Raw genomic sequence first — 24,423 nt, 5'->3', positions numbered from 1 at the left:
GAAGATACCTTCTTTCCTTTTGTTTTTCCATTTACATTTCTATTACTTCACCACATCATTTATTATATCTACTAATTGATGAATCCCCTCATCATTTGTTTTTTTATATTCATTCATGTTTTGAATATATTTCTCCTGATTTGTATACAACTTATTTACTGCATCTATAAATGTATTCGTATTTACTCTGTCTTGGAGTATTACTTCCGCATATCCTTGCCGTGAAAAATATTCAGCATTTAAACCTTGATCTCCCCTACTGGAACTGTTAGTTAACGGGATAAGCAACATCGGTTTCTTCAAAAATAACAATTCAGAAATAGCAGTAGAACCCGCTCTGGAAACTACAACACTTGCCATATTTAGTATATGCGGCAACTCGTCTCCTATATATTCAAATTGCATATACCCCTCCATGCCAATAGATGGGTCTACCTTCCCTTTACCACATATATGAATAATATTAAAGTTTAATAGTATTGTATCTAAACATTTCCTTACCATATCATTTATCCATTTAGCACCTTGACTCCCACCCATAATTAATAACACTGGTTTATCTTGTTGAAATTCACAATATCTTCTTCCTCGTAATACGTTACCCTTCTCAATTTCTTCCCTTACAATCGGTCCTACATAAACCTTCTTCTCATTACTTACATTTTCTCCTGTCTGAGGAAATGTTGTGCATAGCTTTGTAGCAAAAGGTAATGCTATTTTATTGGCAAGTCCTAATGTGCTATCTGGTTCACGTATAATTATAGGCACACGATTTAACCATGCTCCTATAGCTACAGGAACTGAAACAAATCCTCCTGCTGAAAAGATAACGTCAGGCTTTGTTTTCTTAATTAATTTATAACTTTGTAAACAACCGCTTATAATTTTAAAAGGATCTTTAAAATTCTCCCAATCCCAATATCTCCTAAGCTTGCCCGTTGAAACACTATTGTATTTAACATTTTTCACTAATGATTTTTCAATTCCATTTTTGGATCCAATATACTCGACTCTCCATCCTTGCTCTATAAATTTAGGAATTAATACAATATTAATCATAACGTGTCCGGCTGTACCGCCCCCAGTAAAAAGAATCGTTTTGCTCATAACTTATACCCACCTTTATTATTAAAAATCTAGCTTTATATTTACCTTTTAAATGTAAATAAACTTATTATTTTTTATATAAATCTTTAACTCCACCTCTATATCTTGTAAAAGATCTTTAATGAGTTCATAAAAATCATTTCCATACTCACTACACTCATATTGAGCAAAGATTTGAATCACATACCTAGTTTCGGTCTCTAATGCTGACTTTATTCGATTAACCCTTTTTTCTTCTACATACGCTTGATATTTATGTATTGCCTCATAAAGACGCAATACATGCGCTTCTTCATCTTTCCAGTCCAGCGTATCAACAATTGAAAGAAATAGCGTATTTTGATTATCTATTACTTCATAACCATTCATATATTTCTTACACCCTTTTTTGTTTTTCATTGAATGCAGATGTCACTACACTTCGCATACTCAAGTACATCTTTTAATGATTGATGAAATTCAATTTCTGGGACCCAACCTAACCTTTTTATTTCCTCTATTACTAAACTCTCATTTGAGTCGCTCCCACTTTTCTCTGTTTCCTCTATAAAAAAATTTAGCTGTGTTAATTCTTTATATTGTTCTAGTACATCTAATAAAGATCGTTTTACTCCTGATCCGATGTTATATTGTTTTCCATTTATTCCATCTCGTAATAACACATGATACGCTTTAACCGCATCACGTACATCTAGAAAATCTCTACTATCTTTCAAACTATTTACTTCAATAATAGCTTTACTTCTACCTGATTCTATATCTATCATTTTCTTTGCGAGAATCGAACAAATGCCATTCGATACCCCTGGACCAATTAAATTTGAAGGCTTTGCAATGATAATATTTGAATCCATTAATTCTCCCCAAGCCTCTGCAATAATGACTTGCATCGTTTTACTTAAACTATATGGATTTGAAATTTTCATTTCGTCCATACTATCTGCTTGCAAAGCAGATCCTATAACTAATGTTCTACAATGCGATGCTTCTTGCTTAATTGCTTCTAATAAATATAACGTTCCTATTACGTTAATCTCTATATATTCAAGAGCAGATGTCCAAGATTCTATGACCGAATTCCTTCCTGCTAAATGCAATACGTAGTCTGGCTTTATTTGTTTCATTACCTTTATTACTTCGCTCTTATTAGTTAAATTACAAGTAATACCATTTCTAATTTTTTCTCTATGTGCACGATTTTGAAACATGGGAATTACATGAAAGCCCTGCTCTAAAAAATATTGGCAAGCATGGCGTCCTGTAAAACCATTTGCACCAGTTATTAAAAGGCTCGCATTTTTTTTCATCGCAAAAATCCTCCTTTTAATAGCATTTGTTTCACCTCATGTTTTGCAAGTAAGTCTTGTTGAGAACTAAAACTCTTCACATCCACTAGCGGATAGCTAGAATAATATTCTTGAAGTCCTTCTATAGGAATGGTCGGTAGTACCACAAAATAATTTTGATCAAAACTTATACTTGTTTTACTCTCTACCTCAGATAAAAGCATTTCACTTAATTTTTCACCTGGTCTTATCCCTACCTCTTTTACCTTAACGTTCCTTTTTTCTGAATCTTCAATTAACACTTCTGCTAAATCTGTTATTTTACATGCCGGCATTTTCATAACAAAGATTTCCCCGCCTCTACCTTGATATACGGCTTTAAATAACAATCCAACAGCATCTTCAACTGTTAAGAAAAATCTAGTCATATTCGCATCGGTAATCCCTACTTGTGAAGATTTTTTAATTTGTTGTTTAAAAAGCGGTACTACACTTCCACTCGTCCCTAAAACATTTCCACCACGAACACAAATGAATTTTGTTTTCTTCGTTTGTATATTCGCATGAACCATTAATTTTTCACCAATTGCTTTTGTCATCCCATACGTATTTGATGGATCAGCTGCTTTATCCGTTGAAACATATATAACTTTTTCAACTCGCATCTGTATAGAGGCTTCAATTACATTTTGCGTACCATGTATGTTGGTTTTTATAGCTTCATAAGGATAATACTCACATACTGGAACGTGTTTTAAAGCTGCAAGATGAAATATATAATGTACACCTTGGCAAGCATAGACTAGTTGATCTTTATCACGAATATCTCCAATAATAAATTTTAACCTTTCATCATTTATAAACTGTTGCTGCATTTCAAACTGAACCGTTTCATTTCTTGAAAAAATTCTAATTTCTTTCGGTGATTTTTCTAATAGTTGTTTTATAAGTTCATGCCCCCACGAACCTGTACCACCAGTAATTAAAATTGTTTTATTTAACATTCCTTTTCCTCCTACCAAACATCTCAATTTAAATAGTATTTATTGAATTATTTTCAATTGATTCAAATCATAATCGTCGTTTGTTACATTTAATTGACAAAATAAAAAAACAGAAACTATTAAACAACGTTTCTGTTTTTCATTTCACCTCACAACAGTAAGATTTTTTATACTGTTTGCATGATAAATAAATTCCTTGTAAAAAAACACCGCTCATTTATTTCTTATACTCGTAATAAAATAAAGTGAAACTTTAATCAGTGGGGATATTGTTCATCCCCCACTAATTATCAGCCCTCACCAATCGGGCTTTTACGGGCAGTTGATCCCCCACCGAACATCTTTGCTTCCGCTGAATTTTGAGGTGGGGATCTTACTACCCGGCAAATAGCGGGATAAATAGAATGATTCATAGCCAATAATCATGTTTAAATTTATGAAAAAGGGAGGTAACGGAATGGACCAAAGCAATTCAAATCATACATATAACGGACCTTCCAAAGCACTGCCCCTCTCCCTATTCGATGTAAAAAATGAATTGAAACAAAAAAGCAAGCTTATTCCTTCTGATACCTTGTATAAATTAACGAAAGAAGAGCAACTCATCATCAACAAAATAAAAATACAAACAGAACAGCTAAATAAAAATAATGTTACAAGAACACGCGCATACTACCAATTTTACATTCAATATCCAGAAATACATTGGGCACTGCTTGGACATATGGTATCACGTAACGGCGGTTGGAATATGACTGATTTAAAGGGCGATTTATATACGAGAATCTTATCAGAGAAAGATCAATTCATATTTTTTTCTTTTTTAGAAAGAGGGAATTGGCTTATTTTCCAAGATGTATACCCTCAATTTTTACTTTACGAACAAAGTGTAAAGAAATCACAAAAGTTATTTCACCTTCTCCCTCACCTAAATGTTTCTACATTTATGGAAACGATGTGGAACGATTTTTGGAAAACAGGCAACAAAAAAACATTAGCCATTGCAACTATTATTAATGAACAAAACTACTTAGAAAAAAGAGTGATTCAAAATGTACAATTTAAAAAGACTGTACTAAATAGTATTGGATTTAAACTCTTTGATTTCTTTCAGTTTAATCATATCCTTTTCCCATTCTACGAAAATGATAAGAAACAAAAAGTGTTACTATTTGGTGATACAATGAAACATTTCACTTCCTTACATGAACGAATATTAATTGGAAAAAGATTATATTCATTATTATTTCGAGATACACATGTTTTATCTCAAATAATAAGCTGGGCCCAACACCATCCGCATACGGGATCAAGGAAAGATTACTGGCCCCATTTATTTTCAAGTGTAAATGAATCTTTTTCCCGTGAGTTTTATAAGCGCCGAATAAAAAAATGCCAGTTACGAAATGACGCTTATCGCATATACAGCCCTGCACTCATCTATGCATGGCGAGATATGAAGCATGAGGAAGTTGACAGTGAAGATTGGTTTACCGATTGGCAAGTTGTACATTATTTAGTTGATAAGGAGGAAAATATAAATGGACAAATTACAGAAGACTACTGCAAAACACTCGAAAAAATTGAACTCGCAATTCTCGCAAAGAAAAATGTCCTCCTCCGAGAAGAAGAATGAGTTTCTAGCATTAGTAGTTACAATCTTTCTCTCTGCTATTATTGGAACTTGTTTAGATGCTTTTTTTGTTCATAAACAAATATATTCCTTTCCAGCTAGACCCTTCTCATCCACATTTTCGGTTAATATAGCTTTTACATTATTCGTACTGCCGATTTTAACAGTTATCTTTATACACATTTCAAAAAAATTATCTAAAGTTTCTAGAATTCTATTTATTATTTCAATTGGTATTTGTGCTAGCCTTTTTGAACAGATTGCTGAAAGTTTAGGTTTATTTATACACAGTACGAATTGGAACCATACATATTCTTTATTTGGTTATATGATTTTCCATTCTTTTATTTGGAACATATATAATTGGATAAAAAAATAAAGAGACCATTATAGGTCCCTTCTTAAGCATACTCTTCCATTATTGCTAATGGTGCCAGTGTTTGTAGGCTTTTAGAGCGTAAACGATAGGCAACGACTTTCTTCTTATATTGCTTAATGACATCAATATGTTCCTCATAGCTATATAGAGAAAACCTAATCTCTTTATTCCCTTTCTTCGTATCAATGACTATTGGTGTCCCTTCTCCGTGCGGCGGGAAATAATGTTTATCTAAAAACAAAGCTTCATTAAATTCATGAATAACTTGTAGTTTCATTTCTCCCTCTATATTTTTTCCATCTATTGATATAGAAGTATTTTCCGCCTCAAGTTTTTGATGCAACTCAAATTTACTAATAATTGATTCTACAACAGAAGTGGGCATACTAGAAACTAATACTTTAATAGCTCCAAAAACAAATAATGTAACTATAAACCATGTTGTCATTGTTATCATCTCCATTACATTTAAAAAATAAATTTCGTTCCATACGGTATTAGTATACTAATGAGTATTCCAGTTACAATCATCGTTACCGAACCGATAGTCGCTTCTTTCTCGCCTTCCTTCACTAAACGACTCACACCGATAATATGTGATGCACAGCCCATTCCAACTCCTTTTCCAATCGTACTTGTTATACTGAAAAACTTAAGTACTGTCGGTCCGACAATAGCACCTGTTATCCCTGCAACAACTACAAAACTAGAAGTCATAGATGGAATACCACCAATTTGATCCGCTAATGAAAGGGCAATAGGCATCGTTGCTAACTGTGGTAAAGTAGTTAATATAAGTTCCTTATCTATATTTAAAATTCCGCCAATCACTACATTCATGCTCGTTACAGCCACTATACCTATCACTACTCCGATAAGTATCGATAAAAAATTTTTCATCAGTATCTTTCGCTCTTTAAATAGAGGTATGGCTAATGCTACAATTGCAGGGCTCAATAAGCTTGAAAGAATGTCTCCACCATTTTCCCTATACTCATGATGAGAAATACCAAAAATCAAAAATAAACAAATCATAATTGCCGTAACTGTTAACACCGGTAACGTAAATGCAAACGTAAATTTTTTATATAGATTTGTCGCCAAGAAATAAATTGCTACAGTAATAATAATTAAGACCATTTGAATCGTGCACCTTGTCGATTTTATTTTTTTGATGTTACTAATAATTGACTTATATAACCTGAAACAATTAAAGTTACTATAGTACTTGCAACTACTAAAAGGAATATAATACTCCCCTTACTTAAAAGAAAAGATCCGTATTCCATGAGCCCTGTTGTCGAAGGGATTAAAAATAACGGTAAAAATACGATTAACTTTTCCGCACCTAACTCAAACCACTTTAACGGTAGAACGCGAGTGAAAAGAAACAGGAACAGTATTAACATCCCTATTAAACTTCCCGGTATTGATAGATGAAATATTTCCTGAATCCACATACCCACTAAGCTAAATACATATAGCACGCCTACTTGAAGTAAAAGCGTCACGTACTTCATTTATTTCCCTCATTTCACTATCACACATCCATATTATGAAATCTCATTTAGCGTGTAAGCAAACCGTTTAATTCCAAGTTGAATTTGTTCTATATTCGCTCTACCAAACGTAAATCGTATATATTCATTTTTCGAACCTAAAACACTGCCCGGAACAAATGCGACACCATTCCGTATAGATTCACCTAATAAGTGATATTCATCAAACTTTCCTTTCACTTTACACCATACATGTATTCCACCCTCTGGCACGAAACATTCAACTCGGTCTCCCAATGTTCCTTCAAGCTCTGTAATTAATTCATCTCTTCTTTGCTTTAATTGTCCACGAAGTATCGTAATATGTGTATGAAAATCCTTTGATTCTAAAAATTGATTTGCTACCCACTGCGTAAATACACTATGGCCAAAATCAACTTGTTGCTTTGCATCTGCTAAACGCTCAATTACTCGTATAGGACCAATTATCCATCCAATACGTAATCCTGATGCAACAATTTTTGATAATGAACTTATATAAAGAACATTTCCATTTTGATCCATTGATTTTAATGTCGGATTCACTTCTCCATTAAAAGAAATTAAACTATACGGATCATCTTCTACAATTGGTATACCGAACTCAGAAGACAGTTCTAAAACCTTTTTACGTCTCGCTAATGAAAGTACAGTACCCGTTGGATTCTGATAATCTGGATTCAAAAATACCATCCGAATGCGATGCTTTTTGTGCAAATCGATTAAGTCATCTGGATTCATTCCATGCTCATCAACAGGTAAATGAAATATGTTTAAACCGGCCGATTTAAACATTGGAAGCGAAAAACAATACGAAGGATCTTCAATCGCGATCGCATCGCCAGGTTTTAATAAACATTGAACGATAAGATTAAGCGCCTGTTGTGCTCCAGACGTAATAAGAATAGAGCTTGAATCTGCTTCAATTTGTTTATATTGCTGAACATGTGCTGAAATTGTTTTTCTCAACATCTCATTTCCAAGTGGATGGTCATAACCGAGGTTTTCCATAAATGTTTTCTCCGACAAAATTGTTCGAAATCTATCACTTGGAATTAATTCTGGTGACAGTTCACCACTTGCTAAATTAATTAAATCATCTTTTTGTGTTTCCGTTCGAATTTGTTGAACGAGTGGTACGTTAGGTAAGAATGATCCGTCCTCCACGTACCTACCCCAGTTCGGTATTCGTTTATGTGAGACACCCCATATGTCTGTATTGACCCGTGTTCCGCTTCCCTTTTGCCGTTCTACTACTCCAAGTGATTTTAATTCTTCATACGCAGCTACTATTGTACTCCGGTTCACCTGTAATCCCTTTGCCAATATACGCTCAGAAGGTAACTTACTATCAGAAGGAAATTCACCTGAAGAAATGCCTCTTTCAATATAATCAGCAATTTGTTTATATACAGGTGTCTTATCTGCACGATTTGGTTTCCATTCCATCTAGTTCCCTCCTTTCAAAACGAACTATCCTCATTTTTTACTAACAGTATTCACCGTAAAAATAGTATTAATTAGTCACATTTTCTTATCCGTAAATGGATATATCCAAAATAGTTCTCTTTCTGATTACTCGATAGCTTCTGAAATTCCAACTTCATACTCTCATTTCAGTTCTTTCACAAACTATCAAATCATTACCACATACCATGTTACCCCAACCAGTAGAACAAAAAGAAGAAGAATATAGATTGCAGATAAGTTTTTCACATTTCTTTTTGTAGACTTGCCGTAATTCTCCTCCACGTTTCTTGCAACTAGTACAGTCCCAAATAGCGATACAATTACAATAATAACGACTAGTGAAATTGCAAAACTCATTGTCTTTTCACCTCTCTAAGACCCATCTATTTTAATTAAAGAACTTACATAAAAACCTTCCTCTTTAAAACGCTGATAACATACTACCTTTCTTCTCTTATCATAATAGATGTTTGTAAAAAGCGGACCAACCACTTTCGCGTTTTTTTGCTCATCCACTTTAAAAATAAAAAGCAACTGATCACTTAGGACCAGTTGCTTTTTCGCAAGGTTAATTATATCCATTTTCCACTTGAAATTAACCCGATTTAAAAGTTTGATTTTTTCATAATGAAAAGTATCGTTCACACCATTTACAAAAAAAGAACCTATGAAGGTCCTTTTTCAAATTATACAACACAGCACTATGTTGAGTATCTTAAAGTTTATACTAATGATAAAGTGAAACTTTAATCAGTCTTCACCAATCGGGCTTTTACGGGCAGCAGGCCCCTACCTAACTTCTTTGCTTCCGCTGAATTTTGAGGTAGGGGTCTTACTGCCCGGCAAATAGCGGGATAAATGTTAATAGACTTATTCTTCAATAATGAATTGTGAAATTAGCATTTCTAAATTTTCGACTTTCTTTTTCATTTCATTAGATTTCGTCGTTATTTCTTGGATCAATGTGGCTTGTGCTTGAATTGATTGTACCGTTCGATTCGTTTCTTGTGCGACTTGTGTTGCAGTTTCAGAAACTATTGACAAAGAGGCATTTACTTCTTCTGTCCCAGCAGACATTTCTTCTGTGGCAGCAGACACTTCTTGAATTTGGGTCGTTATTCTATTAATATCTTGCATAATAGATGAAAATGCGAGTTCTGCCTTATGCGCTGCTTCTTTACCACCACTAGCCTGTTGTTGACCTTTTTTCATTACATGAACTGTATCCTCTGTATCTTGATGTATAAAACGTATTAAATTATTTATATCATTTACAGATGTTTTAGATTTCTCAGCTAGACCTCTTACTTCAGCTGCAACTACTGCAAATCCTTTTCCATTTTCTCCAGCACGTGCTGCCTCAATTGCAGCATTTAAAGCAAGTAAATTCGTTTGTTCCGCAATATTAGTAATAACATCTAACGCTTCTTCAATTTGTTGTGTACGCGTAACAAGTCTATCAATGACCTTAGAAGTTTCTTCGACAACTTCATTCACGCTATTCATTTGATGAATAGATTGTTTTATAACTTCACTACCAGAGTTTGCTTGGTCTATTGTTGCAACAGCAACTTCAGCAACCATCGCTGAAGATTCAGCTACTGTTTGAACACCAGTTGCAATTTCTTCCATTGAAGTTGAACTTTCTTGAATACTAGTCACTTGTCCCTCTATTTCTTTATTTATTTCAGAAGTAGTTCGAACAACCTCGTTTGATATATGTGCTGCCGTTTTCGTCTCTTGTAGCATATTTTCAGTTGAAACAATCACTTCTTTCGCCGTAACCTTCACCTGACCGACTAATTGTTGCAAGTTATCTAACATACTATTAAAGGACTGTACAATATGGCCTAATTCGTTCTCGGATTTATAAGAAGTTCGAATTGTTAAATCTCCAGCAGATACTCGTTCCATATCTTTTTGTAATAATACAATTGGTTTTTTTATAGCATTTTTTGTTATAAAACCAATAAAAATGATTATTATGATTCCAACAAATGAAATAATTACAAATGTTATGATTGTATTTTTCACACTATTAACATTCTCTTTTTGTAGCTGTTCAGCAGCATTATTATTATATAAAATAAGTTCACGAATAGACTGAATTGTTTTTTCCATATTAGGGTCAATTTCTTTTAAATAATAGCTATAGGCTTCTTCATTATTAGTCAGTCCCAAATCTTGTGCTTTTTTCATTTGTACTCTTAAATCTTTAAATTGACTTTGAAACGCATTATACAAATCTTTTTCTTTATGAGAACTAATTCTAGTTTCAAATTGTTTTAACAGCTCATCATTTTCTTTTCTAGTCTTATCCATTTCTATTATGAGTTCTTTCATTCTTTTTTCATCTTTCGATATCATAATCTCCATAAAATTCATATTAACATGGTAAAAATTTGATTCTACAATTCCTATCCATTCAATTGGTAATAGTCTTTCTTCATACATACTAGAAGATGCATTTTCACCTTTTTGAAGCCCTAAAAACCCGAGTGAAGATAACATGATACAAGCCAAACTCGATATAATGACTAATACATTTAATTTCGTTCCAATTTTACTATTTTTAATAAAAGACAACAAAATCACTCCATCTATATATTATATTTTACTTGTTTTATATTACAACAACAATCGACATTTATCGACATTTTTTTATTAATCTTATAATTATATTCGAAGAACTTGATTCTTATACTATCAAATACTAAAAAGTCTTATGGGAATTCCACAAGACTTTTAATAGAGTTATATTGTTTCTATGAAATTATGATAAAAATTAAAGCGACTTATTAGTTCTTATAACTTCTTGATAGAGAATCGGTGACCACTTATCACTAATATAATCTTGGATAACCCAACCAACTCTTTTTGGATTCTCTTGTTTAATATATGCCGCGATCTCGGGATTTATATAAGACGCATAATAATATGGACTATTCCATGCTGTACCACCCGAAGACAAGCTTGTAAAATTAATATATAGATGATTTAAATCCTCGCTATTGTTCATCGTTTCATTGATTGTATCTTTAATAGATTTTACTTTCTCATCATAACTCACTTTATATTTATCTTGTACTGTTACATTTACATTTTTGTTTACAGTTGTGGTAAACGTCTCATTATCTGGCCAATAAAAATTATTATATCCTCCAGATTCATTACTGCCACTATATCTTTTTAGTAGTACAATTTTCCCACGAGCATCTCCAAGTTTTATATTTCCTTCTGTTTTTAAAAAGATAGGATCAACAAAATAATTTTTTTCAAACGTACTACTAAATGAATCTTCTGCCCCTTTCATATCCTCATACTCTTTTTTTAAAGACATAATAATTGTTTCACTCGGGTTATCTTTTAAAAATTGTTTCGCTTCATTTATGAATTCATGCAGTGTTACGTAAAGATATAATGGCCCATGATGAAGAACTATCGTATTATCATCTGTTAAACGTCCTCTTATATCAAAAATGCGAGCTCCATGGTCCATTTGATAGCGAAAATCATATTCTTGCGTCATTCCCCACACTTGCTTAATCAGATTTTGCAACTTGAACGTCCCACTATCGTGTGTTCCTGGAATTGAAATTCGTGCTAACGGAATATTATCAGGTATAGGTTGCATCCATTTCGACCAATTTTCAAGCTCATTAACAGAGCTAGCTGCAACTACTCTCTTATCATGTAAAGCAAATACAAATGTGATAAATATTGTACTACATATGAATAATTTCAAAATTAACTTCTTATTTCTCATTATTATCACTCTCTTTTTCTGTTTTTATATCAAACTTATTGAATATAATATAAGCTAGTTCATAAAAAATAAATAACATTCCATCAATATGAAATATTGCATAGAAGTAAAGTTAAAAAATCATTCACATATACTAAATTAGAAAAATTTAAAGGAACTTCATCTGAAGTTCCTTTTGCTTATTTTATGTTCAATACATATGAACCATCTTTATTCTCATATTTATAGACGTATAAATAATATTTTCCTGGCTTTGCATTATAAGTTCCTTTAACTACATTTCCTTCATTTTCACCATATGCTACATAGTTATTTAAATCTGATTCATGATGAAGTACCCATGTCATTCCGATATTTTGTTCATTTAGTAGAGAAATATTAATATTTTCCGGCGAGTCAATTTGGAAAGTAAATACATCTACTCTATCACTATTATGTAGCGTTCCTTTCACCGGTGTATGAAAGTTAACTTTATTTGCCTGTCTAGGCTCATTATTTGGTTCATTTTCTGTTACTTGTAATTCATTCCCACCGTTTGGTTTTCTTTGTTCATAGCCTAAGTTTACTAGTATAGACTTCAAATCTGGTAAAACACCAATTTTATCTGCATATGGATCTTTAGATTTTGTTCCTGTGCTCTGGTTGCTTAATATTGCTCTTAGTTCACTAGGTCTATATGGTTGTCCTAAATTTTCTTTAGCAATGCTTTGTACTAAAGTCGCTGCCCCAGCAATAATTGGCGAAGCACTAGATGTTCCGCTAAAGCTTGAAGTATAAAGATTTACAGCACTTCTACTTTGCTCGGCTGTAGTTGTATCTACATTTTCTCCCCATCCGTACACATCAATACGGCTTCCATAATTCGAAAACCACATACGTTCATGAGGGAAAGATGAAGAGCCAGCTCCTACCATAATTGCACCCGAATCTTTAAAATCTTTACTATTACGATTTAAGACTTGCTTACCCTTTCTATCTTTGAACTGATCTAAATCATTCCACCCATTTGCTCCAGCCTCTATAATTACAATTCCCTTATCTGTACCAGCACGAATTGCATCAAAAATATCTGGTTGTACTTCAACAGGTAAATATTTATCACCATATCCATCAAAGGATGCTTGCGCCTCTAACAATAAAACATCCCCAGCTTCTAACTGATTTACAGCGCTTAATATTGCATCAGCCGTATTATACTGTCCGTTATCTCTTATTTGAGAGATAACCTTTGCTTTCGCTTTTGGCGCAATCCCAATATTCCCGACTTCATTGTCCTCAGAGGATACAATTCCTAGTACAGACGTCCCATGACCGACATGCTGATTTATATTTCTTCCAGACATTAATTCAATATTTTGATGTAATAAATCCTCATGATTTAATAGCCATCCGTATTCCATATCAACAAAAGTGATACCATTTCCATTGCCGCCTTGAACTCCCCAGGCGAAAGGCGCATTAATACCGTATGGGGCTGCTTCAAGATAACCTTGTTTTTTAAATCTAGGATTTTTATTAGGATTAAGAGCTACACTTGATGATTGCAATTCAGGTGGCATTATTTTCTCTTGTTTCTTCATATACGCATCTTCTATTAAAGAAGATGCCTTTAACTTATCTACTATTTCTTCTTCATACCCACTATTTTGATTTTGAAGAATATAGTAGTTTAATAAACTTGTAGATACATGATTAGGTGCTTTCACTTCAAGGTTTTGTATTTGTTCCGGGCTTACAGATGTGAATAAACGAGTAAATGTTACATCTGGATATTCTGTCAAAAGATCTTTTATTACTTTATCATTCGTTTGAGATTGTATTTGTTTTTCAATACCATCTTCATATGGAAAATCCAAATCTGCTTTAAATTTTACAATGATTTGCTTATCTGTTTCTTGTTCTATCCCTAATTTACTCTGCTGTTCTATAGAATCAGCATGTACACTATTGATAGTGCCTCCTGTTCCTAAAAGTGTTGTAATGATTACAGTTGACGCATACATTTTTTGAAATATTTTCATTACATCAATCCTCCTATTAATAATTATTAATCATTATATTAATATATAATGATTTTATTTCTATAACGTATTCCCTTTCTACTAAATAGATTATAGTAATCAGAAATATGAACTTCAATGTATTTTCATATGCAATATTTCATATTCTGACTCTACACTACACGAATATGAAACTTATAGTGATTATTTATTTTATATGTGCTAATATACTTACATTAATATATTACGCATATAAACATTCTGAACTACATTACTTAATAGTTTCACCTTAATTTTTTCTTAGGAGGATTTACAATGAAATTACTAAAAATAAAACATATAATCCCTTTATCCGCGGCTGCAATTACATTCGTATGTAGTCAAAGTACAGCTGAAGCTTCTACCATTCATACAGTAAAAAAGAACGATACACTTTGGGGCATTAGTAAACAATACGGAGTTTCAATACAATCCATTAAACAGGCTAATAATAAAGGAAACGATAAAACCTTTATTGGCGAACAGTTACATATTCCAGGGTCCGTGAAATCAAATGAAATCACTGTTCCTCAAAACGCCAAGTCTGCGAGCATTTCTGGACAAATTATTTATCAAGTACAACCGGGGGATTCATTAGAAACGATAGCAAAGCGTTACAATGTCACCGTCCAATCTATAAAACAAATTAACAATACAGTCGGAAACAAGCTTTATACAGGACAACATTTAAAAATTAACTCAAGCATTTCACAAAAAGAAAAAGACTTAATGGCACGCTTAGTTACTGCTGAAGCAGGTGGCGAATCCTATAAAGGAAAAGTAGCAGTAGCAAAAGTTATACTAAATCGTGTAAATGCAAAAGGTTTTCCAAATACAATAACAGGTGTTATTTATGAACCTATTAAATACGGATATGCATTTACTCCTGTTACAGATGGCAGAATTAATCAGCCTGCAAGTGCAGAAGCAAAAATGGCTGTAGAAGAGGCTATCTCCACAAATGGAGTACATTCTGACTGGATTTATTTCTACAATCCAAAAACATCAACAGACAAGTGGATTACGACACGTCAAACAGTAGCAGTAATTGGTAACCATGTGTTTGCTAAATAAGATTTAAAATCATTAACAGACCTCTTCACTTAAAAGGTCTGTTTTTTTTCTATGTAAGATGTTATTAATCATATGACATAGTGATTTTTCAAACTATTTCTTCTTTCAAATAAAAATTTTTGTATTAACTCCACCACTCGGAGAAGTTAATACAGCATCAAGTTCAAAAACTCCCACTTTATTAATAAAAGCTATTTCTTAACTTCATAAAATTGTTATACACTAGAAAAATAAAAAACAAACTATTCGTTAGCAGGTGAAAGAATATGTATGATGTTACAATTATCGGCGCTGGAGTAAGTAGCATTTTTATGGCTTATTCACTAGCTAAAAGTAACAAAAAAGTTTTAATTCTTGATAAAGGTAAAGCGCTAGAAGATCGCCATTGTCCTTTAGACGAAGGAAAATTGTGTAATTGTACTACATGTGATAAATATTTCGGGTTTGGTGGTTTAGGAAGATCTGAAGGGAAATTTAATTATACAAACGGATTTGGCGGAGAACTTGAGCAAAAAGTCGGTAAAGAGGGCTTTATACAGCTCATGGCTGAAGTAGATGAAATTCTATGTCAGTTTGGTGGAAGTTCTGTCTCAAAATATTGTACTGAAAATTCAAGTCTCACTAAAAGAGCTGAAGCGTGTGGTTTACAAATGCTAACAACAGAAGTAAGACATCTTGGTACTCCCCTTTCCAATAACATTTTTCAGCAGCTCTATGAATTTTTACTGACGAAAATAAAGATCAAATTTCAAATAGATGTACAACATATTCTGAAACAGGAAGATTATTTTACAATAGAGACAAATCAAGGAACAGTTCAAACTAAGCAACTAGTATTTGCAACTGGGCGTTCAGGGGCCGATTGGTTAAAAGAAATATGCAGTTCTCTAAGTATTTCTCAGGAGCAAACACGTGTAGATTTAGGAATTAGAGTAGAAATGAAGGAACATCAATTACGTTCTATATTAAAAGATACTTTTGAAACAAAACTTTCTTATCAAGGTGAGCATTTCACAGCAACTACTTACTGTATGAATCCAAAAGGACGCATCATTCGAAAGTACGAAGAAGGTTTAGTTATGCCTGACGGTCAAAATTTTCGAGAGCAAGGAACTGGCACTTCTAATTTAAACTTCACTTTATTTATTCCTCGCTATTTTCCAACTCTCAAAGAAGCAAATGTATACGCAAGTTCAATTATTAAAGGCATTAACCAAGGACGAGATCGGATTGTTATACAGCGCTTAGAGGACTTATTAAAGAAACAACCTACGGCGGAAAACAGCATGGAACATAATCGTATACAACCTACACTACAGGGGGATTATGGAGATTTGAATCAAGAAGTTCCTCAATTATATATTGAAGGGCTGAAAGAATTTTTATTACGTTTAGAACAATTTATACAAGAGCCTATTGATCAACATACTTTACTATATGGAATTGACGGAAAGTTCTATGCTCCTACGATAAAAATCAATAACTCTTTTGAAACAAGTGTGCATGGACTATTTTTAGTTGGAGATTGTTCCGGCGTCACTCATTCCTTATCTCAAGCTGCTGCAAGTGGTCTGTATGTTGGAAAGTACTTATCTGACATTTAATTTCTATCATTAAGATGTCAGTCAAATATTTTCAATTCCAAAACACTTTTACTTATATATAGTAAAAGTGTTTTAATAATCCCTCCTATCCTTCCCGGCTAATGATTAACTGACAAAGAAACGGAATTTTACAAAATACATATGTAACATAACTGTATATTTAAAACGATTGACATTCAATTCTAATAAATTGAATGTCAACAGTTTTAAAAGTCTCTATCCATTTTCACTTTCATTTGTTCGATATTTTGTAACATCATCATAGTGTTTAATATGGTAGGATGTCTATAAGTCAATTTCACTACAACTATGACTTGTTCTGCCCGTTTCTCAAAAAGAGTTATATTTATGCTACTACGCTTTAAAAATCCCCATTGTATGTATATGAATACTTCAAATTATTCCCTTTAGAAAACATAATCTAAATGGTTCATTAAACTCTAATAGTTATAAAAACATAATATATAACTTCAATTAAATAAATTGTATAAAGAAGGTGTAAAAATGAAGAATAAAATAAATTTACAAATGCAAAATATAAGTTTTGTTATAATAATGGCTTTAGCAGTATGGTTAAAAACATATCTTATTACGCGATTCAGTTTTGATTTAAAAATTGAGTCTTCAACGCAAGAGCTTATTTTGTTTATTAGCCCTCTAGCCGCATCATTAGCATTTGTTGGATTAGCATTATTTGCAACTGGTGAAAAACGAAATTATATAGCGCTATGTATTAATTTCTTATTAACGATCGTGCTTGTTGGAAATGTAATGTTCTATGATTTTTATAATGATTTCGTTACATTACCAGTACTTGGACAAACCTCAAACTTTGGCCAATTAGGCGGCAGTATTATAGAGATATTAAACTACAAAATTATACTCGCATTCGTAGACATTGTTTTCTTCTTTATTTTATTAAAAAAGAAATCATTGGTCTTTAAAACAGAACGTGTAACTCATTCTACACGCTTGTTATACTTTCTTTTAACGATTGGTGTATTCTTTGCGAATCTACAGCTTGCAGAAAAAGAGCGCCCTGAATTATTAACGAGATCATTCGACCGGGTAATGCTTGTCAAAAATTTAGGCTTATATACTCACCAAGTATATGACTTAACACTGCAAGTAAAAGCTGGGTCACAAAAAGCACTTGCTGATAGTAGTAAATTACAAGAAACTGAAAACTACGTAAAAGCAAACCAAAGCGAGCCAAACCCTAATATGTTTGGTGCAGCGAAAGGAAAAAATGTAATTGTCGTCACTCTTGAATCCTTGCAGACCTTCTTAATAGGCGCATCAGTCAATGGGCAAGAAGTTACACCATTCCTAAATGAATTCATAAATGAAAGTTATTACTTTGATAACTTTTTCCATCAAACTGGTCAAGGGAAAACATCCGATTCTGAATTTCTAATCGATACGTCGTTGTATCCATTAAATCGAGGGGCTGTATTCTTCACACACGGTAACAATGATTATACTGCGACTCCAGAAATTTTACGTCAGCAAGGTTATTTCACTTCTGTATTCCATGCGAATAACGCAACATTTTGGAATCGTAATATTATGTACTCCGCTCTTGGTTATGATCGTTACTATAATGAGCTTGATTACAAAATTACGCCAGAAACAAATTTAAATTGGGGATTAAAAGATATCGAATACTTTGATCAATCAGTAGATATATTAAAAACTGTTGATCAACCATTCTATGCTCGTTTCCTTACTTTAACAAACCATTATCCATTCACGTATGATGAAGATACAAAATTCATTGAACCATACAACTCTGGTAATGGCGTATTCGATCGTTACATCGTAACTGCACGTTACTTAGACGAATCAATTAAAAAATTTATTGAGCGTTTAAAGGCCGAGGGAATGTATGATGATTCTATTATTGTGTTATACGGTGATCATTATGGCATTTCCGAAAAACATAATCGTGCAATGGCACAGTTTTTAGACAAAGATCAAATAACAGAATTTGATACTTTAAATTTACAACGTACACCTTTATATATTCATATTCCTGGACAAACAGAAGGTCAAACTATTTCAAAGCCTACGGGACAAATCGATATGAAACCTACTATTCTAAATTTATTAGGTGTTGGTTCTACGAATGATATCCGTTTTGGCCATGATATGTTTTCAGATGAATATACTGGCTTTGTTGTTTTACGCGATGGTAGCTTCGTTACAGATAAGTATGCATACAAAAACAACACTTTCTACGACCGTATAACAGGGGAAATTGTAGATTTACCAAAAAAAGAAGCTCAAGCCCTCATTAAACGTGCACAAAATGAATTACGAATGTCTGACAAAATTATTGAAGGCGATTTATTACGCTTCTCAGAAAGTAATAAAATTAAAACTGGCGAAGTACAAACTAAAATTAAAGAAACAGAAAAATAATCTATATATGAAAAAGGAGCAACTTATTACAATTGCTCCTTTTTACTTTCTTATAACACATCAGATTTTTTATATAAAAAATCTGATGTGTTTACTTTTATTCTACGCTTGTTTCTAAAGCTACATCCGTATAGGTATTATCATCACCTATATTTAAAATTACTTCACATTGACGCAATCTCAATTCAAAGAGCATGATAGAATCATGATAGATTTCAGGATTTGATTTCATCTTATGTAATATCTCTTGTTTTTCTTGTATTTCTAAATGAGTGTTTTCTACAGCTTGCTTTAAGGAGTTAAATGGATTCCTAAAGAATATATTAATATCTCGCTCTTGTGTGTTTTCAAACAGCTCAAATTGCAAGAAAAATTTCTTCATAATAGAAGCCGTTACTTCAGTATAATCTTCATTTTCTACATACTGTTTGTATTTGTTATATAGCATAGATTTATTTTTAGGAAGAACTCCAAATAATTTACCGGCACTTTTCAACAAAAATTGTGCTGGCGTAAATCGACGTAAAATATTTACTTCATCCATTTGTATTCTAGTCGTCATCCTGTCAGTATCTCTGCGCCAGTCATCAAGCACTTTAAAATCACATTCTAACTGTATTCTATTTTCTCCAAATAGTGAATTAAGCCCTTCACTAAGTTCTTCTAAATACGTTTGACTTTGAAGAAGCTCATTATTAGAAGTTGCAATCCAATTTTGCATAGAAAGAGCGAGATTAGGTAATACAGTTTGTTCTAAATATTTATGCACTTTTTCATTCATTGCTTTATTTAGTTCCGTATCCATGTGCCCGAAATCACTTTCTTCACTAATTAAATTAGAACAGCTCTTTAATATCTTCGGAATATTTTCAGTAAGATCATTTGTAATTTCAGTCTTCATTGAACGATATGATTGTGTAATGAAATGAATTTTTTCCCTCTCAAATGCAGTAAGGTTATTAATGCTACCGTTTAGTTTCACTAGCATATCTTCATTCCAATTAATAGCATCTACTAGATTATTTTCTTTCTCAACACGTTTATCCAAAAGATATGTAATTGTTTTTCGAATGAAAAATAATAACTTTTCAGTACGTTCTGCATCGATATTTTTATGATTAAAGTTAAAATGAATAAACTCAGTTAAATCATTTAATTGTTTACTACTTGTATATAACGAGGAATAAGGGAAAATTCTCGCATGCGGGAAATATGTGTTTATTCTCGTTGCCGTATCATGTAATACCCTTTTCACTTCTGCTTCACTGTAAATGTTATCGATTTTATTTAATAAGAAATGAATTTGTAAATTTGGCGTATGTTCTTGAATACTTAATAGAATGTCACGTTCTTTGTCAGTAAAAGGTGAATCCGCATTCAATACGAACAGTAATTCGTCTACAGAATTTAAATATTCGAATATCTCATCTCTAGTGTCGTTATTCCTATTAAAGCCAGGTGTCACTACAAATGTAAGTTTATTTTCATTTAAAAATCTGCATGGTAATTTAAATTCAACACACGCTCTATCTCTATATGTTTGATGGTGCTGAGACATCATATTATGGTAATCAGAGACATCTTCCGTTGTTGTAATTGCTGAGTCTGTTATAGCGTTTATTTCTATATGAGCATCATTTTTTAAAACTACTACATTTGAAATTGATTTTTCTAATATGTTTTCTCCTAATATAGAGTTAATAAATGTAGTTTTTCCATTTCCTGAAGTACCCGTTACTAAAATACGATTTGTTCTTAAATCTGCGAGTTCGTCAACTAACCATTTAAATCGGTGACCTATTTCTATATTGTGCTTTTGTGCCCACTGTGTAATAGATTCAAAAAGGTGTAAGCTGTACTCTAAGCCATTTACATGATTAATAGAATGTGACAGTAAGTTTTCCGCATGCTCTATATTTGCTGAATCTATTTTGGAAGGGAAAATCTCATCCCATGCCAATACAGCTGCAGATGGAAATACAGCATAAGATGGATTAACTACCTTTAACCAATTTGCTAACAGATTGGGTATGATATCGTTTAATTGTCTAAGCGTATATTGACCTTGAATTAATGCAAAGTAAGTTTCTTCGTAAAGAGCAGAAACTTTGTTCCATATATCGGACGAATGTATTTCAATATGTAAGAAAAATTCATTTATTGTATTAAGCCATAATAAATAATTTTGTTCATCTTTATAACTGTTCCAAAGTGATGAAACCATTTGCGTAAACTGTACTTGATCTACATTATTTAATGTAGCTAATGCATTATAAAAATAATCTGGTGAAATATGTTTAGTAAACCCTTTATCAATATATCCTTTTAATACCTCAAACCACGGATACGATTCTATTCGAATTAACTCATTCACAGCAAGCTCTACTGCACTATCAAAATCTTGCTGTTCCTCATAAAAGGAACGGGCAATTTTTGTGACATTCGGATAATCAGGATTTAAAGAAACTGCTTCTTTAATAACACCGAAAGCTGAGTCAAAATTATTTTGCTCAATGTAAAGAGAAAGTAATTGTAGTCTAATTTCGATCATCAATATTTTATTATCAGTAGTAATAGAAGTATAAATATTTTCAGCATATGATAATTGATTAAGTTCGAAATAAGCATCCGCAATATTTTTTTGTGCCCATGGTGCTAATTCATTACTAACCTTCTCCCATTTAAAAATAGCTGCTTCAAAATCTTGATGACGATAATAAAATTCACCTTGTGCAAAACGAATATAAGACCCATCAGAAATCTCATTTTTTTCATCGTTTACATAAGCTTGTCCAAGTACGTCAAGAGTTGGTTTTGTTTCATTCTCCATTAGGAATGTTTCATAATACATCTTTTTTATTAATTTTTTTTCTAATCTCATCTTTTCCCCCACTATATCTTGAAAATACATTTTTAAGATATACCAATACTTTTTGTATGTATGCTTTTTATCTTAACAAAGAATATCTTTTGGAAAATTTCATTTTCCTTTCATTTTTCAAGTTAGATTGAATTTTTATGAGAAAAGTTTCAGTTTTTTTTCAATTCCCTTTCAGTTATGAAACAGCATTAAATGTTCCTAATAACCTAATAATACTATAATATTCCACATTATATTATCAAGAAAATCTCATATAAACCATATTATAAAAACAATCTATATTGAATTTATATGCATTATTCACTGCGCTGTCAAACAAAAAAATAACAATAGGAGCCAACGGCTATTCATACCATTTCTTTCTCAAATTATTTTCCTTTAAAAGGTTTCAGTGGTTATGTAATTAAATTCCATTAACCTATATAAATAACTAGTCCAAAAAAATCTATATGCATATCATGTTATAGTAAAGAATTTAGGAAATCCTAAAAGGAGGCATTTTCATGTTTGAAGATAAATCTAAAATAAATTACCCATATGAATTTACTGAAACCACAACAGTTCCTCTAAAGAACCCCATTGATAAAAAATTCAAGAACGGCACAGGTACACATAACTTTCCAATTAAGAAACACTACAAAGAGCAAGTTCTATACACTGAAAAAATTAATAATAATAAAAATAAATAATCGTATAGATCCTTATGACAATTAACCAAATAAGAATCAATATTAGGCCATGCATAGTTATGTCTTTAATAATGTAAAAATCTTCATTATACTATTCATGCACCTTTTAAAAAGTGCTGTATACAGCGCTTTTTTATACATAGATAAATATAAGCTAACGCAGCCAAGAAATAAACTGCAAAATTACTTCACCATATTCTCGTTTAACAATTAAATCTACATATTAAAAGGGAGCAACAGTAAATGTTGCCCCCTTTTGAAATATAATTTATTCACTGTGCAAGAGGAAAAATTAGTTAGACTGAAAATTATTGTATCAATTAGATTTTCGTTTCCAGTCTAACTAATTTTTACTTTACATTAATTACCTTTTTATTTTCATATTAAACTAAATTTCTTCTATCCTAATTGGGTCAATACAATTCGAGTTATAAATTATGAATTCTTATACTATATTAAAAACTTAATTAAAGAAGCCTTATTCCCTCTCATTGTTCTATATAACAATTCTCCAGCATTCAACACTCGAAAACATTCAATTTCTAAACTCTATTTGCAAAATCAACTTTTCTATTCATCCTTATATTTTCGAATAAGAACAACTCCCAAAATACCTAACAATGTTATTATTAAACAATAAATATTTTCGAAAAATAAAAGTGGAGTAGATAAAACTGCTACTATGCCAAAATAAATTCTAGTTTTTGTATCATCCTGTTTGCTGAACAAAGAGTTGATAAAAATGGAGAGAAAAGATATAAAAAATATAAATGAGTACATGCGCATAGCTCCCCAAAAAGGAGTCTTACCTGAAGCATAAAATGTTAATAGGACACAAGAACAAAAAATAACAATACTTGCAGCTATAATCGGTAACACAATGTCCTTCATTCTTCTAGAAAACCTTTCAACATCTTGAGCCATACTATATTCTTTTATTATATATATATTCGTCTGATTCATTATTGTATCTAATAAATTTGTTACAAAATCATCTAATTTATCTACAAAATCAACTTTATCTATATCCTCTAAAATATTTTTTAGTTCTTTATATTTATTACGATTTAAATATGCATTAATTTTAAAGATAGACTCTAATAAATCTTTCATCTCTATTTCTTGTCTTCTATATAACTTTATAGATAATTTCACGCTTGATAATTTTTCTTTCATTTCTATTTGTTTTAATGATAAAGTTTCTCTTTCTTTACTGTAAATATCTTTAAACTCTTTAATTAACCAAGCTGCAATAAAAAACACAATAAACAAAATAAACGCTTCTAACGATTATTTTCTAAACCTAAAAAATTAGAAATTTGTTTTAATATTTCATTCAATTTATTCACCTAACTTTTTATTTTTATTATATATCTATATATAATAAAAATAAAATATTTTAGCGTTAATTCTATTTTCATTTCATTAATCGCTCTCTCCTCATGTCTAATAATTGCTTCAGTAATAGGTATAATTAATGTTTGACGTCAATTTACGAAAAGTAATAATCCTTTTTACAAAATTGAATG

At 31.8% G+C, this 24,423-nt stretch carries 20 protein-coding genes; 6 read left to right on the top strand and 14 right to left on the bottom strand.

Translation table 11 applies throughout. The features are described from left to right. Window positions 1-42 precede the first annotated feature (42 nt). From N2V92_RS16245 to N2V92_RS16230, 4 genes are read right to left on the bottom strand one after another with little or no spacing between them, the layout of a single operon-like run. A complete protein-coding gene (locus N2V92_RS16245; RefSeq protein ID WP_000047566.1) occupies window positions 43-1,107 on the bottom strand; it encodes an undecaprenyldiphospho-muramoylpentapeptide beta-N-acetylglucosaminyltransferase in 1,065 nt (354 codons plus the stop codon). 48 nt (window positions 1,108-1,155) lie between these two features. Continuing rightward, window positions 1,156-1,506 (bottom strand): DUF6572 domain-containing protein, encoded by a 351-nt coding sequence (locus N2V92_RS16240; RefSeq protein ID WP_002082318.1) that lies wholly within the window; start codon window positions 1,504-1,506, stop codon window positions 1,156-1,158. After that, the gene (locus N2V92_RS16235) at window positions 1,503-2,414 is read right to left on the bottom strand and encodes an NAD-dependent epimerase/dehydratase family protein (protein ID WP_000739090.1); all 912 of its coding nucleotides are present in this window, start codon (window positions 2,412-2,414) and stop codon (window positions 1,503-1,505) included. The genes N2V92_RS16240 and N2V92_RS16235 overlap by 4 nt, the downstream gene beginning before the upstream one ends. Beyond that, window positions 2,411-3,397 (bottom strand): UDP-N-acetylglucosamine 4,6-dehydratase family protein, encoded by a 987-nt coding sequence (locus N2V92_RS16230; RefSeq protein WP_000932978.1) that lies wholly within the window; start codon window positions 3,395-3,397, stop codon window positions 2,411-2,413. Before N2V92_RS16230 ends, N2V92_RS16235 begins: the two co-directional genes overlap by 4 nt. Before the next feature lie 457 nt (window positions 3,398-3,854). Between N2V92_RS16230 and N2V92_RS16225 the strand changes: the two genes are divergently transcribed. Both N2V92_RS16225 and N2V92_RS16220 read left to right on the top strand, forming a co-directional pair. Further along, complete coding sequence (locus N2V92_RS16225; RefSeq protein WP_000372811.1) at window positions 3,855-5,033, top strand: DUF2515 domain-containing protein; 1,179 nt, start codon at window positions 3,855-3,857, stop codon at window positions 5,031-5,033. After that, window positions 5,008-5,409 (top strand): CBO0543 family protein, encoded by a 402-nt coding sequence (locus tag N2V92_RS16220; protein ID WP_042595508.1) that lies wholly within the window; start codon window positions 5,008-5,010, stop codon window positions 5,407-5,409. The genes N2V92_RS16225 and N2V92_RS16220 overlap by 26 nt, the downstream gene beginning before the upstream one ends. A gap of 22 nt (window positions 5,410-5,431) precedes the next feature. On the opposite strand, the gene N2V92_RS16215 is transcribed toward N2V92_RS16220, so the two are convergent. The 8 genes from N2V92_RS16215 to N2V92_RS16180 all read right to left on the bottom strand — a co-directional run bounded on the left by N2V92_RS16215 (window position 5,432) and on the right by N2V92_RS16180 (window position 14,204). Beyond that, window positions 5,432-5,857 carry a YfmQ family protein gene (locus N2V92_RS16215; protein WP_000214632.1) on the bottom strand — a complete coding sequence of 142 codons (426 nt, stop codon included), beginning with the start codon at window positions 5,855-5,857 and terminating at the stop codon, window positions 5,432-5,434. A 20-nt stretch (window positions 5,858-5,877) separates the two neighbouring features. Next, the gene (locus N2V92_RS16210) at window positions 5,878-6,549 is read right to left on the bottom strand and encodes an LrgB family protein (protein WP_000242949.1); all 672 of its coding nucleotides are present in this window, start codon (window positions 6,547-6,549) and stop codon (window positions 5,878-5,880) included. A 23-nt stretch (window positions 6,550-6,572) separates the two neighbouring features. After that, window positions 6,573-6,929, bottom strand: a complete 357-nt coding sequence (locus N2V92_RS16205) for a CidA/LrgA family holin-like protein (RefSeq protein WP_000878483.1) — start codon at window positions 6,927-6,929, stop codon at window positions 6,573-6,575. A gap of 33 nt (window positions 6,930-6,962) precedes the next feature. Beyond that, complete coding sequence (pdxR, locus tag N2V92_RS16200) at window positions 6,963-8,396, bottom strand: MocR-like pyridoxine biosynthesis transcription factor PdxR (RefSeq protein WP_000454960.1); 1,434 nt, start codon at window positions 8,394-8,396, stop codon at window positions 6,963-6,965. Window positions 8,397-8,582: 186 nt separating this feature from the next. Further along, the gene (locus N2V92_RS16195) at window positions 8,583-8,774 is read right to left on the bottom strand and encodes a hypothetical protein (RefSeq protein WP_000006462.1); all 192 of its coding nucleotides are present in this window, start codon (window positions 8,772-8,774) and stop codon (window positions 8,583-8,585) included. A gap of 513 nt (window positions 8,775-9,287) precedes the next feature. Further along, the gene (locus tag N2V92_RS16190) at window positions 9,288-11,003 is read right to left on the bottom strand and encodes a methyl-accepting chemotaxis protein (protein WP_000008148.1); all 1,716 of its coding nucleotides are present in this window, start codon (window positions 11,001-11,003) and stop codon (window positions 9,288-9,290) included. A 199-nt stretch (window positions 11,004-11,202) separates the two neighbouring features. After that, entirely contained in the window at window positions 11,203-12,183 is a 981-nt protein-coding gene (plcA, locus tag N2V92_RS16185) for a phosphatidylinositol diacylglycerol-lyase (RefSeq protein ID WP_042595511.1), read from the bottom strand. 179 nt (window positions 12,184-12,362) lie between these two features. Beyond that, on the bottom strand, window positions 12,363-14,204 hold the full coding sequence (locus N2V92_RS16180; protein WP_016077356.1) for a S8 family peptidase: 1,842 nt from the start codon (window positions 14,202-14,204) through the stop codon (window positions 12,363-12,365). 294 nt (window positions 14,205-14,498) lie between these two features. Here N2V92_RS16180 and N2V92_RS16175 point away from each other — a divergent pair, with 294 nt between their 5' ends. The 3 genes from N2V92_RS16175 (at window position 14,499) to N2V92_RS16165 (ending at window position 19,324) form a co-directional block, all read left to right on the top strand. Then, the gene (locus tag N2V92_RS16175; RefSeq protein WP_000771010.1) at window positions 14,499-15,296 is read left to right on the top strand and encodes a cell wall hydrolase; all 798 of its coding nucleotides are present in this window, start codon (window positions 14,499-14,501) and stop codon (window positions 15,294-15,296) included. A 266-nt stretch (window positions 15,297-15,562) separates the two neighbouring features. Then, window positions 15,563-16,900 (top strand): NAD(P)/FAD-dependent oxidoreductase, encoded by a 1,338-nt coding sequence (locus tag N2V92_RS16170; RefSeq protein WP_000272394.1) that lies wholly within the window; start codon window positions 15,563-15,565, stop codon window positions 16,898-16,900. Between the two features lie 504 nt (window positions 16,901-17,404). Further along, window positions 17,405-19,324 (top strand): LTA synthase family protein, encoded by a 1,920-nt coding sequence (locus N2V92_RS16165; protein WP_086397843.1) that lies wholly within the window; start codon window positions 17,405-17,407, stop codon window positions 19,322-19,324. 97 nt (window positions 19,325-19,421) lie between these two features. Here N2V92_RS16165 and N2V92_RS16160 read toward each other — a convergent pair whose 3' ends face one another. Then, on the bottom strand, window positions 19,422-22,205 hold the full coding sequence (locus N2V92_RS16160; protein WP_001235292.1) for a dynamin family protein: 2,784 nt from the start codon (window positions 22,203-22,205) through the stop codon (window positions 19,422-19,424). A gap of 503 nt (window positions 22,206-22,708) precedes the next feature. Between N2V92_RS16160 and N2V92_RS16155 the strand changes: the two genes are divergently transcribed. Next, window positions 22,709-22,894, top strand: a complete 186-nt coding sequence (locus N2V92_RS16155) for a hypothetical protein (RefSeq protein ID WP_000461138.1) — start codon at window positions 22,709-22,711, stop codon at window positions 22,892-22,894. A 570-nt stretch (window positions 22,895-23,464) separates the two neighbouring features. On the opposite strand, the gene N2V92_RS16150 is transcribed toward N2V92_RS16155, so the two are convergent. Then, window positions 23,465-24,166, bottom strand: a complete 702-nt coding sequence (locus N2V92_RS16150; protein ID WP_340864337.1) for a hypothetical protein — start codon at window positions 24,164-24,166, stop codon at window positions 23,465-23,467. Window positions 24,167-24,423: the final 257 nt, after the last annotated feature.

Source organism: Bacillus sp. CH_48 (assembly GCF_038008465.1).
Classification (GTDB): domain Bacteria; phylum Bacillota; class Bacilli; order Bacillales; family Bacillaceae_G; genus Bacillus_A; species Bacillus_A thuringiensis_S.
Note: the sequence above shows the minus strand (reverse complement) of the source record. Positions and strands in the feature narration are given on the sequence as shown.

Bases quoted from the DNA above. Each gene is read 5' to 3' on its own strand.
- N2V92_RS16225 (WP_000372811.1), top strand. From the start codon at position 3,855: ATGGACCAAAGCAATTCAAATCATACATATAACGGACCTTCCAAAGCA.
- N2V92_RS16210 (WP_000242949.1), bottom strand. From the start codon at position 6,549: ATGGTCTTAATTATTATTACTGTAGCAATTTATTTCTTGGCGACAAAT.
- N2V92_RS16215 (WP_000214632.1), bottom strand. From the start codon at position 5,857: ATGACAACATGGTTTATAGTTACATTATTTGTTTTTGGAGCTATTAAA.
- N2V92_RS16160 (WP_001235292.1), bottom strand. From the start codon at position 22,205: ATGAGATTAGAAAAAAAATTAATAAAAAAGATGTATTATGAAACATTC.
- N2V92_RS16180 (WP_016077356.1), bottom strand. From the start codon at position 14,204: ATGAAAATATTTCAAAAAATGTATGCGTCAACTGTAATCATTACAACA.
- N2V92_RS16175 (WP_000771010.1), top strand. From the start codon at position 14,499: ATGAAATTACTAAAAATAAAACATATAATCCCTTTATCCGCGGCTGCA.
- N2V92_RS16235 (WP_000739090.1), bottom strand. From the start codon at position 2,414: ATGAAAAAAAATGCGAGCCTTTTAATAACTGGTGCAAATGGTTTTACA.
- N2V92_RS16205 (WP_000878483.1), bottom strand. From the start codon at position 6,929: ATGAAGTACGTGACGCTTTTACTTCAAGTAGGCGTGCTATATGTATTT.
- N2V92_RS16165 (WP_086397843.1), top strand. From the start codon at position 17,405: ATGAAGAATAAAATAAATTTACAAATGCAAAATATAAGTTTTGTTATA.
- N2V92_RS16245 (WP_000047566.1), bottom strand. From the start codon at position 1,107: ATGAGCAAAACGATTCTTTTTACTGGGGGCGGTACAGCCGGACACGTT.
- pdxR (WP_000454960.1), bottom strand. From the start codon at position 8,396: ATGGAATGGAAACCAAATCGTGCAGATAAGACACCTGTATATAAACAA.
- plcA (WP_042595511.1), bottom strand. From the start codon at position 12,183: ATGAGAAATAAGAAGTTAATTTTGAAATTATTCATATGTAGTACAATA.
- N2V92_RS16155 (WP_000461138.1), top strand. From the start codon at position 22,709: ATGTTTGAAGATAAATCTAAAATAAATTACCCATATGAATTTACTGAA.
- N2V92_RS16220 (WP_042595508.1), top strand. From the start codon at position 5,008: ATGTCCTCCTCCGAGAAGAAGAATGAGTTTCTAGCATTAGTAGTTACA.
- N2V92_RS16195 (WP_000006462.1), bottom strand. From the start codon at position 8,774: ATGAGTTTTGCAATTTCACTAGTCGTTATTATTGTAATTGTATCGCTA.
- N2V92_RS16230 (WP_000932978.1), bottom strand. From the start codon at position 3,397: ATGTTAAATAAAACAATTTTAATTACTGGTGGTACAGGTTCGTGGGGG.
- N2V92_RS16240 (WP_002082318.1), bottom strand. From the start codon at position 1,506: ATGAAAAACAAAAAAGGGTGTAAGAAATATATGAATGGTTATGAAGTA.
- N2V92_RS16170 (WP_000272394.1), top strand. From the start codon at position 15,563: ATGTATGATGTTACAATTATCGGCGCTGGAGTAAGTAGCATTTTTATG.